A 22,726-nucleotide genomic window follows, 5' to 3' on the forward strand; every position below is an offset into this window, starting at 1 on the left:
GATCTTATAATACAAGAACTTTGTAAAGTTGATTTTTATCTATTCTGATTCCGTTGATTTTTAAGACGTTGTTTCCAATAATCTCTTCCTGTGAATCAGTAAGACCGAAAGCAAGGATCAAGAGCCCTCTGCCGACTTTTAAAAACTTTTCATTTTTAAAATTAAATTCCAAGCTTAAAAGATATTGTGAATCAAAATTCGGGTCTGTAACAAAAAAACCTTTCACATCAAACAATTTTAGGTCGAGATTTGTACCCGTTAAAATCGTCAAAAAAGATTGAGGCTTGTTCGCAAAAAATCTTATTTCGTCTTCCGCAGATTTAAGATAATCGATCAGCTGCTCGTCCAATTCAGAATATATTTGATTTTCAGTATCTTCAGGCATTTTACAAAGCATATCGTAGCGGTCAATCATGTAATTTACATTCCTTCCAAGACACACAATTTTTGATTCTGGAAATGATATTGAAATCTTACTTTTGTAAACCGGATAAACAGACTGCGATTGCTCAGGAGCGTATTTTGAAACTTCCCAGCCGTTTTTTTCATTTAAGACTTTTGGAATATAATTAAGCGGAATCGAAGCATCTATAGCTGCTTGAAATTCCAAAACATTTCTCGAACGATTGATTCCGATATATGCTTTATCAATTCTTTGAGCGATTGCCTTTGCTTGTGATTCGGGAATTTTATCGATATTATTCTCGATAATTCTTTCAATCAAGTCTGAATCGGCTTTTTTTGGAATCGCAATATAAAATGCACTTCGATCATCGAGCAATTCAATTGCATCTACTTTTCTTCCTTGAGGAAGCGTTTTACAGCTTGTCGCACTCGCCACAATAACAAAAATAAGAGCGACGAGTATTATAAATAAATTAGATTTATGCTTTAGCAATTACAAAACTCCATTTTTTATCATCAGCTTCTACTTCTGTCGCATCGGACAAAGAGGAAGCCCATTTGATTGAACAAGCCAAAGTCTCATTAGAAATAAAACTTTCGAACATCATGTATGCCGACTTGAGGTCAGCATCTCCAGAAAGCTCAATCTTGATTCTGTCTGTAACGTTGTATCCATTTTCCTTACGCTTGTTCTGAATACCGCGAATCAAGTCGCGAATATAGCCTTCTTTTTTTAATTCATCTGTGACTTTAGTTTCGAGCCCGACTGTCAAAGTTCCATCGTTTATAACTTTCAAATCATCTTTTTCAAAACGTTCGACGATAACTTTTTCTGTATCTAAGTCAACTTTTGTTCCATCAACGTCGATCGAAAGAGGTTTTCCGTCGAGGATTGCAGCAATCTGATCGTTTGTCAAAGTCTGAATGACGGCGGCAGTCGCTTTCATTTTTTGCCCGAGCTCTTTCCCAAGAACTTTAAAATTTGCTTTTGCTTTGTATTCTACAAGTTCATCTTCACGGTCGTGGAATTCAACTTTTTTGACGTTCAACTCTTCACTGATTGTGTCCTGCATTTCAGCAAGAACTGCTTTTTCTTCAGGGTTACGAGTGACCAATGCGACAGAAGCGAGCGGCTGACGATTTTTTAAATTGAACTGATTGCGCAAACTGTGCCCCATTGAAACAGCTTTTTGTACAGTTGCCATCTTAAATTCAAGCCCTTCATTTTTCCAATTTTTATTCGAAGTCGGATAATCGCAAAGGTGAACAGATTCTTTGTCTTCAGGATTTTTTAGATTTTGGTACATCTCTTCAGTTATAAATGGAACAAATGGCGCCGAGACTTCTGAAAGAGTTTTCAAAGCTATATACAGTGATTCATAAGCTTCTGCTTTGTCGCTGTCATTTTCCGATTTCCAAAAACGACGGCGGCTTCTGCGGATATACCAGTTGTTGAGTTGATCTATAAACTTAACAATCGGGTCAATCGCTGCGGATAAATCATAATCGTCGAGCGCTTTTGTAACATCTTCGACTAAAGTTTGCGTAATAGATAAAAGCCATGCGTCAAGCGGATTTGAAGGCAAGTTGCTGTCGAACATGTGTCCGGTAGGCTTTGCGTTGTCGATATTAGCATAAGTTACAAAGAATGAATAAGAGTTCCACCATGGAATTATGATAGATTTTAAAACATCGCGAACACCGTCATCTGAATAACGAAGGTCATCTGCTTTTACTACAGCTGAGTGAATCAAAAACAGTCGTAGTGCATCTGCGCCGAATTTTTCGATTGCCTCAACAGGATCTGTGTAATTTCTCAAAGATTTAGACATCTTGCGACCGTCTGATGCAAGGACAAGTCCGTTTACAATACAGTTTTGGAAAGCAGGTTTGTCAAACAACAATGCTGCCAAAACTGTCAGCGTGTAAAACCAACCTCGAGTCTGGTCGAGACCTTCGGAGATAAAGTCCGCAGGAAAATGTGATTCAAAATATTCTTTATTTTCAAAAGGATAATGTTGTTGCGCGTAAGGCATGCTTCCCGATTCGAACCAGCAGTCAAAAACTTCAGGTATACGATGCATTGTGCCGCCACATTTTTTGCACTGAATTGTGATTTTATCTACGAACTGCTTGTGTAAATCATCAGGATACGTTCCGGACAAATCTGCAAGTTCCTGTCTGCTTCCTACACAAAGTACATTTTTACATTTAGGGTTGTCACATTTCCAAATCGGTATCGGATTACCCCAGTAACGATTGCGGCTAACAGCCCAGTCGCGGGAATTTGCAAGCCATTTTCCAAAGCGACCATCTTTTATATGTGAAGGTTGCCATTTAATCTTAGAGTTTGCACGCAAAAGTTCGTCGTGATGTTCTCCAACTTTTATAAACCACGAAGAGATTCCGCGGTAAATCAACGGTGAACCGCACCTCCAGCAATGTGGATAAGAGTGCATGTGCTGTTCTTTTTTTATCAATTTATTTTCTTTTTTAAGTCGATCCATTATGTCTTTATCACAATCTTTTACAAAGCGTCCTTCATAATCGGGAACTTCTTTCGTAAATTTACATTCTGCGTCAATCGGTTCAACTTCAGGAATTCCGGAACCTGTAAAAACTATGTGGTCGTCTTCACCGAAAGCAGGGGCAATGTGGACGATGCCGGTACCGTCTTCTGTAGAAACGTAGTCTGCATTTAATACACGGAAAGCTCCTTCGGTACATTTTTGTTTTGAATCACGCTCGCAAGTTGCAGCATCAGCATATTTTGCAAAATAAGGGAACAAAGGCTCATAACGAGCTCCAATAAAATCTTTACCTTTGTGACGGTAGATTATCTCGTAAGCCTCAGGGTCTTTGTAATAAGCCGAAAGACGAGCTTCTGCAAAAATATAATATTCGCCGGATTCCTTATCGCGGATTTTGACGTAATCGAGCTCAGGTCCCATACAAAGCCCCAAATTTGAAGGAAGCGTCCAAGGTGTTGTCGTCCATGCGATAAAATAAGTTTTACCGTTTGCCATATCAGGATCGTTTACACCAGCTGGAGCTTTAGTTATTTTAAATCTGACTGTAACAGTCATATCGTTTACATCTTTGTAACCTTGAGCAAGCTCGTGTGTAGAAAGGACTGTTGAGCAACGTGGGCAATACGGAAGAATATATTTTCCTTCATAGATAAGTTTTTTATCCCACAAAGCTTTTGCAATCCACCAGATTGATTCCATGTATTGTGGACTCATCGTTTTATAATCATTGTCAAAATCAACCCAACGCCCCATCCTTGTGATCGTTTTACGCCATTCAGCTGTATAACGAAGTACAGATGCCTTGCAAGCGTCGTTGAATTTATCTACGCCAAGCTCTTCAATCTCGTGCTTTGAGTTTATTCCAAGCTCTTTTTCAATTAGGTTTTCAACAGGAAGTCCATGGCAGTCCCAACCGAACCGGCGTTCGACTTTTTTGCCTTTCATTGTCTGATATCGTGGGATGATGTCTTTTATAGTAGATGGAATAAAATGCCCAAAGTGCGGAAGTCCGGTTGCAAACGGAGGTCCATCAAAAAATACAAAATCCTCTGCACCTTCACGTTGGCTGATAGACTTTTTGAAAATATCATTATCTTGCCAAAATTTTAATACACTTTCTTCCTGTTTTGAAAAATTAACTTTCGGATCAACCGGTTTAAAACTCATGCTTGCGTCCTTGTCATCATACTTAATATTTTGAATTATATGTAATTTACTGATAGTATCATTTTTTTTTTGTTTATTCTATAATCGTGCAAAAAGTTGAATGCGTAAAAATGAAACAGATTTTTCAAAAAATCGGATTTTCTAATAAGATTTTTCTACTCTGTTTTCATCTTTTGCCTTTTTTTTGCTGTAAGAAAAAAGAGAATATCCTTTATTGTTGTATTCTTGTATTTCATTCAAATATACACTTTTTGGAAACAACGCTTTTGCAGAGTCAAGATAATTTTGAGCATCTGATTTATCTTTATTTTCATATAAAAACTGCGATAAAAATATCAAAGCGTAAAATTTCTCAGCATTGTTTTTTGCAGCATTCAAACCTTTTTCAAAATAATGCAATGCTTTTTTTCCGCTTCCACCTGCAATCCCCGGAGCCCAAAAATACCACTGCCCGATATGTGTGAGACAGTAAGAATTTTCTGCGTCTAATTTCAAGCATTCTTCGTAAAACTCTTTTACCTTTGTCCCATATTTTATTGCACCGCTGACAGGACTGTAAGACATATAGCACGAAATCGTATCAGCTGTGATAACATAAAGCCATTCATTTACATTGCCATTGTTTTCTGAAATAAATTTGAAATTTTCATCCATTTGGGAAAGCAGAGCGTTTTGGAGATATTTGTCATTTTCTTTGTTTTCCCAAATATAATTGTATTTTTCCAAAAGATAAAATGAATCGATTATCAGCTTTTCCTGTTCGGAAAAATCGGTGTAAGCATTTTGAATGCGATATTTTTCAAGTTCTTCAGCTGCAAAGCTTTTGTCCTTGAACTGCGTCAATTCCACACGAAAATTCATAAAAGAATCTATATAGCTTTCAGCTTTTTCAGAGATGTTTTTGTTACAAAATAGATTAAAATTCAAAATAAAAATAAATAAACTTGATAAAAAAAAAGACTTAAAAAAACGAAAGTTGCTCATAGTGCGCTATTTTCGCATATTATAATTTTTTTTTCTATTATTTTAGATATAATTTTTTGATTTGCCAATGATTTTATTCTGTGCATTCCGAGTTGACTAAAGATTAGACTGCATTCCTACAGCATAGACATGCATATTGATTATTTTTATTTATTTAATTAATATAAAAAAAGCGTGAATAAAAAATTTTATAAACAAAAAATACCAGTCTGTTTTGCGACAGATGACAATTACACTCCATTTATTACAGTCGCTATTGCATCTCTGCTCGATAATTCCGATAAAGAAAATTTTTACAGAATTATTATTCTTACGACTGATTTAAGTCAAGAAAGTATAGCAAGTATTACAAAACTTCAAACTGAAAACTCTTCAATTGAATTTATTTCACTTTCAAATGAGCTTGGAAAAATTAAAACAATGTTTCATCTTCGTGATTATTATTCAATGGCAACTTATTTCAGATTTTTTATTCCAAACCTTTTTCCACAGTATGAAAAAGTCCTCTATCTTGACTGCGATATTGTTGTACTTTCCGATATCACAGAACTCTACAACACTGACATCAAAAAATATCTTGTTGCAGCAGCTCCTGAAGAAGTTATGACAACTTATGATGTCTTTGGGACTTACGTTGAAAAAGCACTTGATATCGACAGAAAAAAATATTTTAACGCCGGCATTCTTTTGCTGAATTGCAAAAAATTTAGAAAGGAAAAGATTGCCGAAAAATTTGTAGATTTACTCAACAGATATAGATTCCGTGTAACACAAGACGAAGATTATCTCAACGTTTTATGTAAAGACCGCGTAAAAATTGTTTCGCTCGGCTGGAATAAAACTGCATACAAAGCTGATGATTTTGATGATAAAGACATTAAAATTGTGCATTACAAAATAAACTGGCGACCATGGAAATACAAAAACGTTCTCTATGAAGAATATTTTTGGAAATATGCAAAAATGACTGATTATTATGACAGATTAATCAACATGAGGGATTCCAGAACTGCCGAAGATGAAAAGCAAGATCAAATTTTGATGGAAAATCTTTCAAAAATGGCGGAAGAAGATTCTGCTGACCCTAAAAATTACAAAAATACACAAGGAAAAACTGGATTTGTCTCTAATATTTTTGAAAAAATTAAAAAAATCAAAAGGATAAAAAAACTTATCAAAATAAAAGCGTATAAAATTAAACGAAGATGAACAAAAACGTAAATAATGTTGTTGAAAAAGACAAAGGAAGACTTGCCATCATCTCCCGTATTGAAGAATACGAAAAAAAAGGCTGGTTTTCAAAAGATGTAGAAGATGATCCTCCTACAATTTCTCTGACAGAGGATAAAGTCGATTATCTAAATGAAAATTTGATAAACAGATTGCTCGCAAAAGTTATAACTACTTATGCGTATCATTTTATTAAAAAGCTGCTAAAAACTAAGCAGATGATTATCAAGGAAGTTCGAGGAATTGAAAACTACGAAAAAATTGCCGATAAAGGAGCAGTTTTAACTTGCAATCATTTCAATCCGTTTGATAATTTTGCAATCCACATCACGCTAAAAAAATACTTAAAAAAACACCATGGAGAACTTTACAAAGTAATCCGCGAAGGTAATTTTACAAATTTTAAAGGGCTTTACGGGCTTTTCTTCAGGCACTGCTATACTTTGCCGTTGAGCAGCAATTTCAGCTGTATGAAAAAATTCATGGCTTCTGTAGACACGCTCCTTAAACGCGGTGAAAAAATCTTAGTTTATGCTGAACAGGGAATGTGGTGGAATTACAAAAAACCTCGCCCATTGACAAGCGGTGCGTTTAATTTTGCAGTAAGAAACGATGTGCCGATTTTACCTTGCTTTATCACGATGGAAGATTCAAATATAATAGGTGGAGACGGATTTCCTATCCAAGAATATACAATTCACTTTCTGAAGCCAATCTACCCAGACAATACGAAATCTTATAAAGAAAACGTCGCAGAGATGAATGAGAAAAATTACCAGATGTGGAAAGAAGTTTACGAAAAAACTTATGGGATCCCTCTCAAGTATTCTTGCGACGAGAATGAATCTAAATAATCCGAGTGAAAAAAAAGCTTTAAAAGCGTATGGGAAAACAGCAGATTATCTATTATTCAGATGAACTCAACGACGAATTTTCAAAAATAAAAATTACGCCAAAACAAATTGACGGAAATTGGGATTACGGCGGTGATTTAAAATGGTCAATCTTGAGTTTTTTCTGGTATAAAATGGTTTTTCGTCCAATCGCTCAGTTTATTTTTAAGTTTATACTTCACCATAAAATCGTAAACAGACAAGTGCTTAAGCCTTTTAAGCACAAAGCATATTTTATGTATGCAAATCACACAAATACTGCGTGCGATCCTTTTATTCCATCAATGGTGATGTTTCCATCTCACCCTTTTGTCATAATTCATCCAAATAACGTTTCCATGCCAGTTTTAGGACATATAATCCCATACCTTGGCGGTCTTCCATTGCCCGACAATCTTGAAGCTACAAAAAACTTTATCGACATAATCAAACTGCGCATTTCACAAAATCATCCTATTATGATTTATCCTGAAGCGCACATCTGGCCATATTACACAAAAATAAGACCTTTTTTAGATTTGTCTTTTAGATATCCTGTTCAGTACGATGCCCCGGTCTTTTGCTTTACTAACACTTATCAAAAACAAAAAATGTCTAAAAAGCCACACATTGTGACTTATGTCGACGGACCATTTTACGCTGATAAAACACTTTCTTCAAAAGAACAAAAAACTGATTTACGCAACAGAGTTTACGATGTAATGACAGAAAGAGCAAAAAACAATAATGTTGAAATTATAAAATATATCAAAGTTGAGAGGAAAAAATGATAAATTTACTTTTTGCCGGCAATTGCAAAGTTTTTGATGGGATTCTTTCATGTGCCATCTCTATTTTTAAAAGAACATCGACAAAAGAACCGTTTAATTTCTATATTTTAACGATGGACGTTCACCATATCCGTGAAGATTATACTCCGATTACAAACGAGCAGATTGAATTTTTAGAAAAAGTAGCAAAAACATACAATCCAGAAAATAAAGTTAAAAAAATCGATGTGACCGATTTATATGATAAAGAATTTGCAAACAGTCCGAACGAACAGTGTTATTGCTCTCCGTACACACTGCTCCGCCTTTTTGCCGATTTAATTCCTGAAATTCCTGAAAAGATTCTATATCTTGATGCAGACCTTTTGTTTGCGAGAGACATCACACTTTTATACAGTATCGATATCTCTGATTACGAATATGCGGCAGCCCCTGACCATTATGGGAAAATAATTTTGTTTTGGCAGAAAAAATTTATAAATGCAGGCGTAATTTTATTCAATATCGCAAAATGCAAAAAGACTGGACTATTTTCAAAATCACGCGGACTCATAAAAACGCGGAAGCTAACGTTTGCAGATGAAAGTGCAATAATCAGAAGCACGACGATGCAGAAAAAAATCTCGCAGCGTTTTAATGACCAGAAATTTTTATATAAAGGCACTGTCATCAGACATTTTTCAAAGCGACTTTTTTATACGCCTTATCCACATACTGAAAATATTAAGCAGTGGAATTACGCAAAGATGCTCGCAAAGTTCAAATACACTTGTTTTGAAGACATCATAACAGAATTTATTTATTACAGAGAATCTTTGGCGCGTGGAAAAAATCCGTTTTAATTTTTTGAATTTCGGCTGTTTACAATTTGAATCAACTCTTCGACTGTCGACTTATCTGCAAGTTTTACTAAATACGGTTCTTTATCTGTGATTAAAACAGAGCGGTCTTGATTAAAAATGTAGTTTTCATTAATAAAAACAGCCGGCTTTAAAACATTTCGAACTTTTTTGCTTTTTCCGGATACAGATGAATAAATTTTGTCACCTGATTTTATATGGCGGTCAACATAAAATGTTTTATCATCATAAGTTACTCCAACTTTTTCAGATGAATAATCCATATCTGTAAGCCAGTATCTTATATCAAAGATTTGAGAATCAATTGTAGAACTATTTGAGGAATCGCTTTGCCCTTCGGAAATAATATAAAGACAACAGATGTCGTTTTTTACGTTTTGTTCAGAAGCTAAAAAACCTTTTGAAAAAGAATTGCCACGGTAATAATTTTTGTCTGATGAATCTTGAATATAAAAATTTAAATACATTTTACCGTCTATCACAGCAACCGGAACATAATTTTTCTGATATTTTGAATAGTCAAGTTCAATCTCCCAGCAATCAGGCTGAAAATTTTCTTCATCTTTTGAAGGCGATTTTTTTAATTGAAAAATTTTATAGTGAACATGTTCAGGTGTTTTGTGCGTTGCGGAATTTCTTTTTCTTTCATATTGTTGGCTGTAAGATTCCGGTTCAGCAGCCCTGTCGATATACAAACCGTAAAACGCTTTCAAAAAAATCACAATTTCGTCTTCTTCAAAAAAAACAAAACGGTCTTTTCCTTCCCAAACACCGGACAATTCGGAAGGAAATACACTTTGCTCAGAAAACAGTCTTATATTGAAAAAAATAAGAATAAAAATTGCAAAGAAAATATTTTTAAAAATCAGTCGCATATAATATTTATCGTCATTTTGAGTTTTTTTTATATACACAACGGCTTATAATTCCGAAATTACAAACTCACCGTTCGATTTGCAACTTATTGAATAATACTTGTCCGGTTTGCAGCCTGACAAATCGACTGTGTAATTTGTCGTAAGACCGAAATTTATTGAAGGATATTTTTGAAGGGCAAAAACTGCGAGTCTGTATAATTTGCGTCTCTCGCCGAAAGTCGAATCATAACCTAAAAGCATGCACTGTCCATAATCATTGTAATACTTTTCAAGATAAGTACCTTTCCGCCGCTCTGCCCGCTCTTCTATTATTCTGTTTTTCCCGTAGATTCTGTATGGAAAAACATAAAACTTGCTGTTTATTTTTAACTGCGAAAATTCAACTGCAAGATAAGAGCCTCTCCACGAACGCTCAATTTCTGCAATCTCATTTCCTTTTGAATCTATGATTGCGAATTTCCCGCTGACGGTGTTGTTGTTTTCCATAGAAGAAGAACCGTATATGTTGATTCTCAAAAATTCCTGAGGAATATTCTCCGGCATAGTTGCAGAACTGTTTACACATAAAAGATACGCACAACAAGTATAAACTATGTAAGATAAAATAAAAACAATGAAAAGAGAAATCAATAAACTGACAAATGGATTTTTCTGCTTCATTTTGACATATTTATAAGTTCAAGGAATTGTTTTTCATCGATAACCGGAATTCCAAACTTTGCTGCTTTGATATTTTTCGAAGACCCGCTTGAAGTGTCGTTTGTAACAAGATAGCTCAAATCTTTAGTGACAGAAGATTTTATTGCTCCGCCTTCTTTTTTTACAAGCTGTTCAGCATCAGAACGTTTCATTGTAACAAGTTCGCCGGTAAAGCAAAAAGATTTTCCTAAGAGCTTCCCTTCACTTTCCGATTCAAGTATTATAGTGCCGTCTGAAACTAATTTTTTCATCTCGTCTGAATTTTCTGCAAGCCCTTCCACGATTATGCGCGCCATTATTTCACCAAACCCGTAAACGCGTGAAATCTCCTCTTGAGTTGCGTTCAACAATTTCGAAAGCGTATTAAAACCTGCGGCTACGAGTTTTTCGGCAGAAGTTTCCCCAACTCCTTCAATATCAAATGCACCGACAAAAACAGACAGTTTCATTTTTCTGTGAGACTGTATAGAATTGTATACTTTTTGTGCTCCTAAAGATTTTTTATCAGCTTCCATGCTCTCTTCATTCAAAAAATATGGAACTAAATCTTCAACCGTAAGTGAATAAATATCTGAAACGCACTTTAGACGTTTGTCGTTGAATAAAGAAGTTATCAAAGTTTCACCAAGGTCTCGTATATCGACAACCTGTTGATATTTTAAAAGCTGATGAAGGATGCGTTTTGGACATTGTTTGTTAGGACAGAAAAGTCTGCTTCCTTCATCTATGAGGCTAGAACCGCACGTCTCACAGTGATGAGGGAATTCAATATCCGATGTTTGAATATTTTTTTCTTCAACGACACTCTCGATTTTTGGAATTATTTCGCCGCGTTTTACGACAAGAACATGGCTTCCAATTTTTACACCGAGTTTACGCATAGTATCGGGATTTGAAAGGCTTGCTCTCTGAACTTTAGTCCCATTTAATTCAACTTCATCAAAGATTGCGACCGGTGTATAAGTTCCACCGCTTCGACTCCATTCAACTTGGCGCAAAGTAGAGACAGCTTCTTCAAGGCTGAATTTAAAAGCAATCTGACGGTCAGGTCTGTCGCGGCTTGCATCTTCAAGATTGATATTGCGTTCCTTTATAACAAGTCCATCTATATCGTATTCAATTGAAGTTTTTCGTTCTTCCATCACCTTTGCGCGATAAGCGATCACTCGCTCCTGTGAACGGCAAATCACAAGTTTTACTGCATTGAAACCGCAATCCATGAGCCATTTTATTTTTTCTTCTTCATTTGTAAAAAAGATTTTATCATCGGTTGAAAGTGCGTCATAAACAATCAGCTTTAGATACTCGCTACCTTGCCCATCTTTTCGTTTCATGATGCCGTTTGCAGCGTTCCGGCAGTTTGCCTTGTCCGGAAAATATTTTTTGTGAACTTCATGAGTCATGATGACTTCACCACGAATACCGCCTGTAAATGGGACAAGTTTTCCATCACGATAAACTGCGTGATTTACACCTGACATTTTTTTTGCATTCGCAGTTATGTCGTCTCCAATTGTCCCGTCGCCGCGAGTTACAGCGCAAACTAAATAGCCGTTCTGATACTGAAGCTCAAGAGAAGCTCCGTCTAGTTTATACTCAACAAGATATTGATCGTAATTATGTTTTTGTGCCCAAGCGATAAACTGTTCGGGATTCGCTGCCTTTTCCTGACTACCCATCGGCATTATATGTTTTACTTTTGGAAAATTGCCGGAATCTGCACCGACACGGTGGAGGATCTCGTTTTGAGGATCAAGTTCTTTCAGTTCATCCCACAGTTTATCAAATTCTGCATCAGAGATTTCTCCTTCGCCGTCGTAGTATGATTTTTGATATCTTGTGATCAATGATTTTAATTCTTCAACACGTGTCATTTTTTTATTAGGATAGACTGATTCACATTATTTTGTGTTTATCAGCCGATTCCCTGCCATCTATAAATTATTCCTTTTCAAAAAGTATTTCAGTGATTTTGCGGTCTGCCGCCAACCCTTTTCTCTCAAATTTTGTTTGCACTCTCCACGGCTGAGGTTCTGCAAAACCTTGATATTTGTTTTTCAGATGCGGAGTTGCATTCAACTCATTCAATGCAAATTCTGCATATTCTATTATATCTGTTACAAAATACAGATATCCGCCGGGAGCCAACTTTTGAGCAAAAATGTCAGTATGTGGGCGTTTCAAAAGTCTGCGTTTATGGTGACGTTTTTTTTGCCATGGATCTGGGAAAAATATGTGAAACCCGTTGACTGAGTTACAACCTATCATCACTTGTAAAACTTCGAGAGCATCGTGTTCTATGATATAAAGATTTTTTAATTCTCTTTTTTTTATTTCGGAAAGAACGCGACCTACTCCAGGGGTGTGAACTTCGATCCCAAGATAGTTTATATTTGGATTTGCCTGTGCGATAGCGACTGTTGCGTCTCCCATACCAAACCCGATTTCGATCACAATAGGATTTGTGTTTCCAAAAACATCTATAAAATTAAGTTTTTTATGTTCAAAAGGGATACACCATTGTGGTGAAAGTTCATTGTATGCTTTTTCTTGTGCTGTAGTCATGCGACCTGCACGCAACACATAAGTTTTGATTTCCCTTTTATATTCTATTGGGATTTCGCTATCTAAATTACTCGAGGGAACTGATTCTGGCGGATTGTCAGAGTCAGTTGTCTTTTCAATGTTTGTATCTATGTTCATCATTTTTCCTTGCTATATTCAATCTCAATCATCTGCAGGCTTAATTTCAGGCATAACTTTTATTTCCGGCATTATAAAAATAACATTGCTGTTTTTAGAGTTCCAAACATCTTTATAATAATCAGCGTCGACATAAGCATTTTTGATGCTGTTATCAGTTTGAAATTCCTCAGTTTTTTCACCGAAATATATCATCAGCTTTTCTTTATTGTATATGGCTATCTTTAGAATTCCGCCATTTTCTTTCATAATTTTTTCAATTTCAGTTGCTTTTATATCATAAAAACTTGTGTCATATTCAACTTCTATTGACGAAGAAACGTATTTTTCATCTGCATTGTAATAGGTGACTTCATATTTTCCAGTTGGAATAACTTCATTTTCCGGAGCTTTTAGGTTTGTATTTCCTGCCCATTGGGAGCCGCCATCAGATTCTAAAACCATTTCAATATTGTCAAAATCCCAGATAAAACCTGTCTCGAGAGATTTTATTTTAATGCGGGAAAAACGCCTGACATCGGATTTTGATTCCATAAAAATTGCAAGCCGAACATCGGGGGGGATATTTTCATTTTTGTAATCAAAGATGACAGAATAATCCGATTGCTCAAGTTCTGGAGCAACATTTGAGCAGCTTAAAAGAAAAAATTGAATAATGAGCAACGATACTGGTAGAAAAAATGATGCATGTATAAAAAACTTGATTTTTTTTATAAAACAATTCATAAAATCAGAAATTGAAATTCAAATTGATGACAGTTAAATCGCTTGCGGAGAATTGATTTACAAGAGATTCAAATTTTACGTTTACTTTTTTGCAGGCATCATCAAGATAAGAAAGATAGTATACACCAAGGTCTGTACCTTCCTGACCTTCCGGCAATTCACGATAAAAGTCAATCAATGATTTTTTATTTGTATTTGAAGATTTAGCCGATTCGATATTTTCCTTTACTTCTTGGAATTCATCGTCTTTGTTGTAAAGCGTTATCGAAAGTCGTCCCTGTTTACCGATAGAAGATGAACCTCCTCCGAGTTTCCATGAGACAAAAACAAGCTCGTGTTTTCGCTGCAACTCCTGAACAATCTTTGCACGAACTTCAGGATCAAAAATCAGAGAATCTATATCATCAATCCCGTGATACATGTTTCTCGCTTCTTTTCTGATATTTGTATTTTCATTGTTCAATGCGAGTTCCATGACCATTACGGATATATATTCGGCAACTTTTGATTTATCCATGTAAGAGCTTAAAAGATTACGAATCGCAACATGCATCTCTGCTGCACCTTCATTTTTTGCAAACAGAGTGATGATGTACCAGTTCATAAGACCAAGTCGATTCATAAACTTCTCTGACATAAGGATATAGATATTTTTTTCTTCTGATGAATAGTCTTTGTTTGTCATTATAGATTTCCAGATCGGGTCAAGAATCTGACGCCTTGTGTTTTGAATTATAGATTCTTTATTCATCAAGATTGTCCGAAGCTGACGCTCAGACATTTTTGTACGTTCATCGATGAGATGCGACGGATTAGCCCTGTTATGCTTTCGGACACAATTGCATTGAATCAATGCAGAATAGACATCGCGGTCAAATTGTTTGTAGAGCAACGAATAAACTATTACTTTAGAGAGATCCATAACTTCCTGCCGCGAAGAAACAAATTCGGACATGGAAATTTCAATTTTAGAAATGTAATCCAAAAGAATCATGTTCTGAATAGATTGCGGAGAAAATTTCTCCATAGATATTCCATATTCTTCTACATTATCTGCTAAGCGGAAACGTAAGAGTTTTTTGTTATGACTTATAAAATTGGATGCGCCGTCTTCTGTCAGTATGACTTTTAGAGGAAGCTCTAACATGAATTTTTTATCAGATCCCATAATTCCCACAAACAAAACTTTATCTAATTCATTTACGATTATACACGATAGGACTTGCATTGTAAACTATAAAAAATATAAACTGTCGATTATGGAAATCAAAAAGTTTTTATCGTTTATAATACTATTGATTTTGCTACTCTTCTCTCCTATTTATGCAGAAGGAATTGACCTCTGTAATTCCGTTTTTTCATATCTTCAAAAAGAAAATTTTAATCCGATAAAACAAAATCTTCTTTCAACAGGAGAGAATACTTTTCCATTCAACGTCGTTGTAAACATAGATTCAGAAGAAAAAGCATCGAAAAATCTTATCCTCGTATTTTTTCAGGAAGATGTTTTGGGCAATGAGAATGTTATTTCCGATTCAATCACAAAAATAAAAGATTCAAAATATCAGTTTAATATAAGCATTCTTTTTGCATACGGCGAAAAACAGATTTTTTCAAAACAAGGCATGATTTTTGGAACGCAAGTTTACCTTGACTCAATAAACACGAATGAAGATTTCTCTGCAATCATCATCGATTTGATGAACGAAGAAAATTCGGTGATAACAAAGAGCGATAAAATCACTTCACCTTCATGGCTTATTCAAAACTCGTACAATATATACACAGAACAAAACATCGACAATAAAATTCCAACGGTAGTTTTGAGCCAGCTTTCAAGTTTTAATTTTTTTGAGGATAAATGTCTTTCACGATTTTTTGACAAAGAGATTCCTGCAATTAAATTAAATCTTAAAGACAGCAAAGAAAATAAAGAGATTGCTTTGAATGTTGTTTCACAATCTGTAGAAAAATATTCACAAACGCCAGATAGAGTTTGGGATTTCCACTTTGTCATGATAAGGCTTTTCAGGCGATATTTTAAATTATCAGAGATAAACCTCCTCAGGATTATAATCGTAATTATTTTCTTTTGGGTATGTTTCATTTTTTTATTTTTTTTCGTAAACAGACATCTTCAAAAACGTGCGTGGAATACAATCAAAAATATCTGGTATCTTGTACCGGGAACTTTTTTTATAAGTATTTTTTCTTTCATTTTAGGAAAAGTTTTATATCAATTTTTCTTTTATAGCTCATCAGATATCGGGAAAATATTTACGTTGCTTTCTGTACAATTGGTAACAGTTTTTTTCTTTATCTCCGCTTTTTACGCTTTGATTTTACTGTTGAATTACAAATATGAAGAAAAGTCTATTGATTATCTGCTCGTATTCAGCTGTTTTATAAATCAGTCGTTGTTTATACTTTTTGATATTTCGCTCTGCCCGATTTTTATTGTTATATGTTTTTTTTCTATTCTTGCAATTACATTAAAGGATAACTTTATCCACATAGTTATCTTTGCTTTAATGATGTTGCCGTTCTATCCTTATATAAGCACTTTGTTCTCTGACTGCGATATTTCTCTGCTTTCCAGATATGTATTCAGCAGCAAAACTACGTTTATAATTCTTCCTCTTGTTTTTTATCCTTCAATGCTTATATATTTTAGAATTTTAACTTCCCTGAAAATCTATTTTAACAATACAAGAAAAACAGTGATATCTGTTTCCGTATTTTTTGTGATTTTTACAATATTTACTGTTTCTTTTTTGATTGTTCAGGCAAACACGTTCAGCGCAAAGCTAAAACCTCCTGTTCAAATCGCAATGAAAAATGATGCGAAAGATTTTATAATTCTTTCATACAGCGACAAACAGATTTTTGACGATACAATCAGAACTATTTTTATAAATCTAAAAGACGATGTTGAAATGTGTGAAGTTCAGATTAAGACAGACAGGAACAACCCGATTCTCTATACAGACAATGATTACACAATCGCTTCAAACGGCTTTGTTGCATTTACAATACCGAACAATCCTCCCAAAAACATGTCATTCAGCTACGGAACAACTAAGACACCATCTATAATTACAGTTTCTGTCATATACAAGTCTGGTGATTCTGAAAATCGAGAACAGAATTACAATCTCCAAAGCAAATCTATCACGACCGGAGCTTTTTGATGGCAGAAGTTGAGCATTGGTATTTGCATGTCGACCTCGACGCTTTTTTTGCTTCTGTTGAACAACTTGATCATCCGGAATATAGAGGTAAACCGCTGATTGTTGGCGGCAAACCGGAAGACAGGCGGAGTGTTGTTTCAACGGCGTCTTACGAGGCGAGAAAATACGGTGTTCATTCTGCGATGCCGACTTTTCAGGCTTACAAACTGTGTCCAAACGGGATATTTGTCCGTGTCAGGATGGAGCGCTATTCAGAGATGTCTTACAAAATCATGAATATCTTCCGCGATTATTCTCCTGATGTAAAACAGATATCTATAGATGAAGCTTTTATAGATTTGACAGGTACTGAAAAATTGTTCGGACCACCGGAGAAAACCGCAATCGACATAAAAACACGTGTAAAAAATGAGACAGGGCTGACAGTCTCCGTAGGTCTTGCGACAACAAAATATCTTGCAAAAATTGCATCAGGATTTTCGAAACCTGATGGATTTTATCACATTAAACGCGGAGATGAAAAAGCTTTTATTCTCAATCTTCCTCTGAACAAAGTTTGGGGGCTTGGGAAAAAATCTATTGAATTGATTCATTCAAAGGGAATGAGGACGACTCGTGATATATACGAAAAAGATTACACAATACTTGAGTTTTTATTCGGGAAAAATATGGCAACATTTTTGTACAATGTTGTGCGTGGGACTGAAACTTCATCTTTTGACAGGGAAACGAAAAATCACTCTATAAGTTCCGAAACTACTTTTCCTTACGACCTTACAGATGTCTATTTAATCGAGACGGAACTCCTTGAACTCTCACAAAGTGTTTTTTTCAGGCTGATGAAGCATGAATCGTACTCGCCAACAGCTTTTGTAAAAATACGCTATGACGATTTTTCGACATGCTCGATTCAAGAAACTTCTGACAGAAACATAATGACGCTCGATTCTTATTTTGAAATCGTAAAACGGCTGTTTGAAAAAAAATACCAGATTGGACGAGGAATCAGACTTCTTGGCGTCGGATTTGAAAACGTCGTAAAAGATTCAAAACCTGAGCAGCAGGAACTTTTTCCAAACAATGACGAAAAAAAACATAAAGTTGAACAGGCAATCTTAAACCTTTCAAAAAAGCATCCTGAAATCAAAATCAGAAAAGCAAGGACTTTTAAATGCTTCTTTTTGTGTTTTTTGATTGGAATATCAGGCGGATTGAAGAACAATTTACAGTCTGAAGATTTTAAGGCTGAAAAAAAAGTTCAGGAAAATGGAGCCGGTGCTGCACTTCCCGACACTTTTTATACTCCGCAAACTTTTAAAGAAGCACCCGACTCTCTTTTTAATTGGGCAATCGATGATAAAAATAACGTAGATTTTTTAGTGCACGGACATTGGAAAGGCGCATTTTTATACAGCATTGATTCTTCTTTCGGAGCCGGCACAAATTTTGTTATAGCTCCTTCATCCGCAGTTTTTAGACAAGATGTAGAACTCTACACATGGGCGATGTTGAACAATCGCTGGTATTTCGAATCGGATTTTGCAGATGAATTTACAAAAAATACGATTGCGATGGGATATATCGGAAACGGTCTTGTAAAGTCGTTTAGAGTTTCAAACAGAGGAATTACAATGCCTTCAGGTTATTCTTCCGAAATGTTCGGATATTCATTAAAAGGTGGAAATAATCAATCTCCGGGGATTTCTTTGAATATCGGCGGAACGGAAAACAGTTGGAAAGCAGATTTTTTAATCAGATACGATATGACATCGACTAAAAGCGCAACATTTTATGGGATGAACAGCGTTTCAGATACAAAGCTCTCGCCTGCTGATTTTTTGTATGGAAATGAATTTTATTTTCCAAAAGAGTCGGAACAAGCCGTTTTTGACATACTCGATGTCTATGTAGAAAATAAATCAGGGACGTACTCCGACAATTACGGTAAAAAATACAAAAAACTATCTTCCGGAGAATACGCTGTTTTAGCAAAAAAACAAAGGCTTTTTATCTCTGAAAGAGCCGGCGGCGGAAAAAGCAAAGGAAAGATTCCTCAGATTTTGCTGACTTTCAAAAATGACGCAAATGTCTCAAAAATTATTTCCGATTCGGGAAGCTATTCAGATAATTCAAGTTTTTTAGGAAAGATTCAAAAAGCGTTTGACAGCTCCGGGAAAAATTACAGATTAGATGATTTTTCGTGTACGCAATCGTGCCAAATTGAAGGAAAGACAGCGCTTGTGATTCAAAGTTCAAAAGGATTTTGCCCGTACATTTTTTCAAGTTCTTACGATTGCGGACTAAAATCTGAGGGAGACATCTTTGTAATTTCTTCAAAAAACGAAAAAAAGCTTAATAATTTTTCAGCAAGCGTCGGAGACGAATCATATACATCGATTTTTGAAGATTTATTTAATGAAAAGCACATGTATGCAAAAATTGTAAATGACGAATCTTTGGAGAGTCATCCTTTTGTAAGATATGCGCCGGAGATATATTTAAATCTGGCGGAAAGCTCTGACATAAAAATCGTCGTGCGAAAATATCAGCCTGTAAAAAATATTCAAATTGCCACTTCCGCAGTTCCAAATTCGGTTTCTGTTTACATAAACGGAACGCTTGTGGCAGGTTGTTCATTCAATCAAGAAACAGGCGTTGTAGAGCTGCCAGTCTCAGTTTCTGCAACAGATAAAATCTATATAACGTGGCAGGAAGATTCCTCAGATTTTTCAAGAGGAGCTTTGGCAACAGGGCTTGGGTTTAAGACATTTTTTACACCTTCTGTTTTGTTTGATGCTTCTTTTACTGCCAGATGGCCAATTTCTATAAACACAAAATATTCTTTACAAAATGACATGCATAAAGGTTTTGCGGCTTTTTCTTTTGGAATATCTTTTGAAAAAAAAGGAATTGCAGGGGAACTAAAAATTTCTGAAAAATCTTCCGTTTCTGTAAATCAAGAAAATACGACAAAAGGACTTATTGTAAATGCTCAAAAACAAAATGTTCCTCAAAAATATTATCCAAAAGGTTATAATTCATCTCAATCGCTCAGCTTTTCGTTAAAAAATTCAGGCGAAGAATCTTTTTTAGATATCAAGCTTCAAAACGGAGAGCTTTTGAAAAACAGTTCGGAAGTGGAAATCGAAATTACACCAAAAATTGAGTTCGGGACTGCGGTGGGAAAACTGAAAGTTTTTCTGATTGTTGGTGTCGATGCTGCTGACGAAAGTTTTACAGTTTCTGAAAAGCTGCCAAAATGGGAATTGTCAAGGTTAGGATTAAATCTCACAGAAAACAAACCTCAGACGCTCAAAATTACGCTTTCAGATAAAGAGCGCTCACTTTTGACAGGTGTTTATGATGCGCGCCTTATTGTGAAAACAGATGATGATTTTGACAGCACAATAGATAAAGCTGACGGAACAATTTCTTTTGTTTCCTATAAGCCGATTGTCCAAAACATTTTTACAGAGCACGACGAAAATATAAACGTAAGAGCAATTTCGAGATTATCCGAATTACAAATAAAAAAAACAATTGAAAAAAACTGTTCTACCCAAATAAACTGGAACATGGCAAGCTCTGTAAATAAAGAAGATTTAAGTCAAACAAAAATCAAAACAATTTCTTATTTTGAACAGCAAGATTTTTCATCGTATAAAACTGTCGAATTTAATTTTGCTTTAGAAGAGGCTTCTCCAGCGCTGACTTTTATACTTGATAATTATTCAGATGATTTTGAAGACAATTCTGAATATGCGCTTAAAGTTGAATTAAAATCGACAAAAAATCTCATAAAAAAAGACGGAGCGCTTACATATCATACGCTTCAAGTCAATCTAGATGACAGTGATGTTTTTGTTGACGGAACAAAACTCACTAAAGATGAATTTTCTCTAAAAATCAATCGCGATAAAGTTCCGTCTCGCCAGATAATTTTGATAGACACATTCTCTGACGGAAATTTGATTAAAAACGGCTCATTTTATATCGATAACCTTTTGTTCACAAATTCTAAAGTTTATTTTTTGGGGCAAAATTACGCATCTCTTGAATACAAAAAAGATGGAACTTTTGTAAAAACCGGCGATTTTGAAATTTTTAAAGACGCATATTTTGATGTAAACTCATATCAGACAGCAGGGACATTAAAACATGAGGAATTTCAGCTCAACTCAAATGTAAAATGTGGCATAACTGTGACCGGAATAAAAATTTCAGCAGATGCTTCTTTTAACAAGGCTGAACTTTCAAACGCAGGATATTACATCAAATCTGAAAACGAACGTTTTCGTTTTATGAAAGCCGGAGAGAGTTTTCGTTATCTGAAAAAAGAAAGTTTTTACAGCAAAAATGATGAAGTGAGTTTTGATTTTTCAAAATTGTCAATTCTCATTCCGTTAAAAATAGATTTTAAGTCGATTGCAGAAGATAACTCCATTACAAAAAAACAAAATACAGAAGGAATCATATCGTTAGATTTTAAAAATGATAGTCTTGGAATAAATTTTTTGTCAAAATTAAACGTCAATCAAAAGATAAAAAATGATAAGATTTTTGATTCTTTTTTAAAACTCAGCGGACTTCAGTTTTCTGCGGGTGAAAATACTGCAAATCATCGCGTGGTTGATTTTTCAACAACGATTTCTGGAGACTTCCCTTTTGCCCGGTTCAAACCTGTTTTGGAATACGGTTTAAATGGAACTTATAACTTTGCAAAAGAGGCTGCAATCAAAGATAATTCAAAGATTTATCTGAAATTGCCATTTTTGTTTGACTCTCAAAGTTTTGAATTTTCTATTCTAAGAAATGCCGGTGGAAAAACGGAAGTCAATCCCGGCGGTTCATATATTTTTGACGGAAATTGCGTTTTAAAAAAGCAAATTGAAAGAAAGGCGCTTTACGATTCTATTCCTTTTTTCGAACTATTTGATTTATCGTTGAAAGATAGAGTCTTTGCAGATTATTCAACAAAATATCAGTTTTTATATAAACGAAAAATATTCAATTCGTATGCAGACATTTTTGTTCCATCATCCGCATCGCTTTCTGTAATTAGAGATGTCAAAAATATTTCATCTTCATCAAGCACATATCAGTTTAAAATCGTGCTCTCAAATACATCTGTAAACAATTTCGGTTTGGACAGCATAAACAAAACATTTAAATGGTTTAAGCAGGATGAGTTGTTTTCGAGCATAACCGGAATTATAAAAATCCCGGAAGATAAAATTGAAAACACAACTTATCAGATAACAGTGTATTCGCAGCTTTTTTTGATGATTACAGATAAATCGAATCTTCTTTCTTCTTTTGATGCCGCTTTTGAAACAGATGGAAACTTTTCGAGTCACGCAACTTTAGTTTATAAAAGACCATCAAAATCGAATATAATATCTGCAATCGCAGCTTTATTTACAACGCAAGAACAGCAGAAAAATTTTAAAATCACCAGAAATGAAACGATGAATCTTGAAGCAAAAACTGTGTCATCACGCTTTAGCGGAAAACTTTCATATCTACATTCAACAGACTTGAGTTTTTTGGAATACTTTACAGTTTCGATTGGAATTGGAGGGAGTTACAATTATATTCAGGGGAAAGCACATCGGATTGGATTAGATTTTTCTATTGGGGCAAAAGCCGAGTTTTAATTGTTAATTGTAACATCTTGTTTTTTTATATA

General features: G+C 35.0%; 15 protein-coding genes. 6 read left to right on the forward strand and 9 right to left on the reverse strand.

The window, feature by feature from the left end; all coding sequences use genetic code 11:
• Positions 1–4: 4 nt before the first annotated feature.
• The 3 genes from H9I37_RS06900 to H9I37_RS06910 form a co-directional block, all read right to left on the reverse strand.
• Positions 5–898 carry a hypothetical protein gene (locus H9I37_RS06900; protein ID WP_187381719.1) on the reverse strand — a complete coding sequence of 298 codons (894 nt, stop codon included), beginning with the start codon at positions 896–898 and terminating at the stop codon, positions 5–7.
• Complete coding sequence (gene ileS, locus H9I37_RS06905; protein WP_187381720.1) at positions 885–4,103, reverse strand: isoleucine--tRNA ligase; 3,219 nt, start codon at positions 4,101–4,103, stop codon at positions 885–887. The genes H9I37_RS06900 and ileS overlap by 14 nt, the downstream gene beginning before the upstream one ends.
• A 141-nt stretch (positions 4,104–4,244) precedes the next feature.
• Positions 4,245–4,964: a tetratricopeptide repeat protein gene (locus H9I37_RS06910; RefSeq protein WP_187381721.1), complete on the reverse strand. Its 720-nt coding sequence runs from the start codon at positions 4,962–4,964 to the stop codon at positions 4,245–4,247.
• A gap of 297 nt (positions 4,965–5,261) precedes the next feature.
• Here H9I37_RS06910 and H9I37_RS06915 point away from each other — a divergent pair, with 297 nt between their 5' ends.
• From H9I37_RS06915 to H9I37_RS06930, 4 genes are read left to right on the forward strand one after another with little or no spacing between them, the layout of a single operon-like run.
• Complete coding sequence (locus H9I37_RS06915; protein WP_187381722.1) at positions 5,262–6,296, forward strand: glycosyltransferase family 8 protein; 1,035 nt, start codon at positions 5,262–5,264, stop codon at positions 6,294–6,296.
• Entirely contained in the window at positions 6,293–7,171 is an 879-nt protein-coding gene (locus tag H9I37_RS06920; protein ID WP_187381723.1) for a lysophospholipid acyltransferase family protein, read from the forward strand. Before H9I37_RS06915 ends, H9I37_RS06920 begins: the two co-directional genes overlap by 4 nt.
• Before the next feature lie 29 nt (positions 7,172–7,200).
• Complete coding sequence (locus H9I37_RS06925) at positions 7,201–7,980, forward strand: lysophospholipid acyltransferase family protein (protein WP_187381724.1); 780 nt, start codon at positions 7,201–7,203, stop codon at positions 7,978–7,980.
• Complete coding sequence (locus H9I37_RS06930) at positions 7,977–8,822, forward strand: glycosyltransferase (RefSeq protein WP_187381725.1); 846 nt, start codon at positions 7,977–7,979, stop codon at positions 8,820–8,822. Before H9I37_RS06925 ends, H9I37_RS06930 begins: the two co-directional genes overlap by 4 nt.
• Here H9I37_RS06930 and H9I37_RS06935 read toward each other — a convergent pair.
• The 6 genes from H9I37_RS06935 to H9I37_RS06960 form a co-directional block, all read right to left on the reverse strand.
• On the reverse strand, positions 8,819–9,715 hold the full coding sequence (locus H9I37_RS06935) for a hypothetical protein (RefSeq protein WP_187381726.1): 897 nt from the start codon (positions 9,713–9,715) through the stop codon (positions 8,819–8,821). The two genes, H9I37_RS06930 and H9I37_RS06935, sit on opposite strands and share 4 nt — an antisense overlap.
• 45 nt (positions 9,716–9,760) lie before the next feature.
• Entirely contained in the window at positions 9,761–10,378 is a 618-nt protein-coding gene (locus H9I37_RS06940; protein ID WP_187381727.1) for a hypothetical protein, read from the reverse strand.
• Positions 10,375–12,291, reverse strand: a complete 1,917-nt coding sequence (gene ligA / locus H9I37_RS06945) for an NAD-dependent DNA ligase LigA (RefSeq protein WP_187381728.1) — start codon at positions 12,289–12,291, stop codon at positions 10,375–10,377. Before ligA ends, H9I37_RS06940 begins: the two co-directional genes overlap by 4 nt.
• A 67-nt stretch (positions 12,292–12,358) precedes the next feature.
• Positions 12,359–13,123 (reverse strand): tRNA (guanosine(46)-N7)-methyltransferase TrmB, encoded by a 765-nt coding sequence (trmB, locus tag H9I37_RS06950; protein ID WP_187381729.1) that lies wholly within the window; start codon positions 13,121–13,123, stop codon positions 12,359–12,361.
• Between the two features lie 21 nt (positions 13,124–13,144).
• Entirely contained in the window at positions 13,145–13,846 is a 702-nt protein-coding gene (locus tag H9I37_RS06955; protein ID WP_187381730.1) for a hypothetical protein, read from the reverse strand.
• 4 nt (positions 13,847–13,850) lie between these two features.
• On the reverse strand, positions 13,851–15,017 hold the full coding sequence (locus H9I37_RS06960) for a DUF8084 family protein (RefSeq protein ID WP_370586916.1): 1,167 nt from the start codon (positions 15,015–15,017) through the stop codon (positions 13,851–13,853).
• A gap of 88 nt (positions 15,018–15,105) precedes the next feature.
• Here H9I37_RS06960 and H9I37_RS06965 point away from each other — a divergent pair, with 88 nt between their 5' ends.
• Entirely contained in the window at positions 15,106–17,037 is a 1,932-nt protein-coding gene (locus H9I37_RS06965; protein WP_187381731.1) for a hypothetical protein, read from the forward strand.
• A complete protein-coding gene (gene dinB, locus H9I37_RS06970; RefSeq protein WP_187381732.1) occupies positions 17,037–22,694 on the forward strand; it encodes a DNA polymerase IV in 5,658 nt (1,885 codons plus the stop codon). The genes H9I37_RS06965 and dinB overlap by 1 nt, the downstream gene beginning before the upstream one ends.
• Positions 22,695–22,726 lie beyond the last annotated feature (32 nt).

Origin of the sequence: Treponema sp. Marseille-Q3903 (genome assembly GCF_014334335.1) — a bacterium.
Taxonomy (GTDB): Bacteria; Spirochaetota; Spirochaetia; order Treponematales; family Treponemataceae; genus Treponema_D.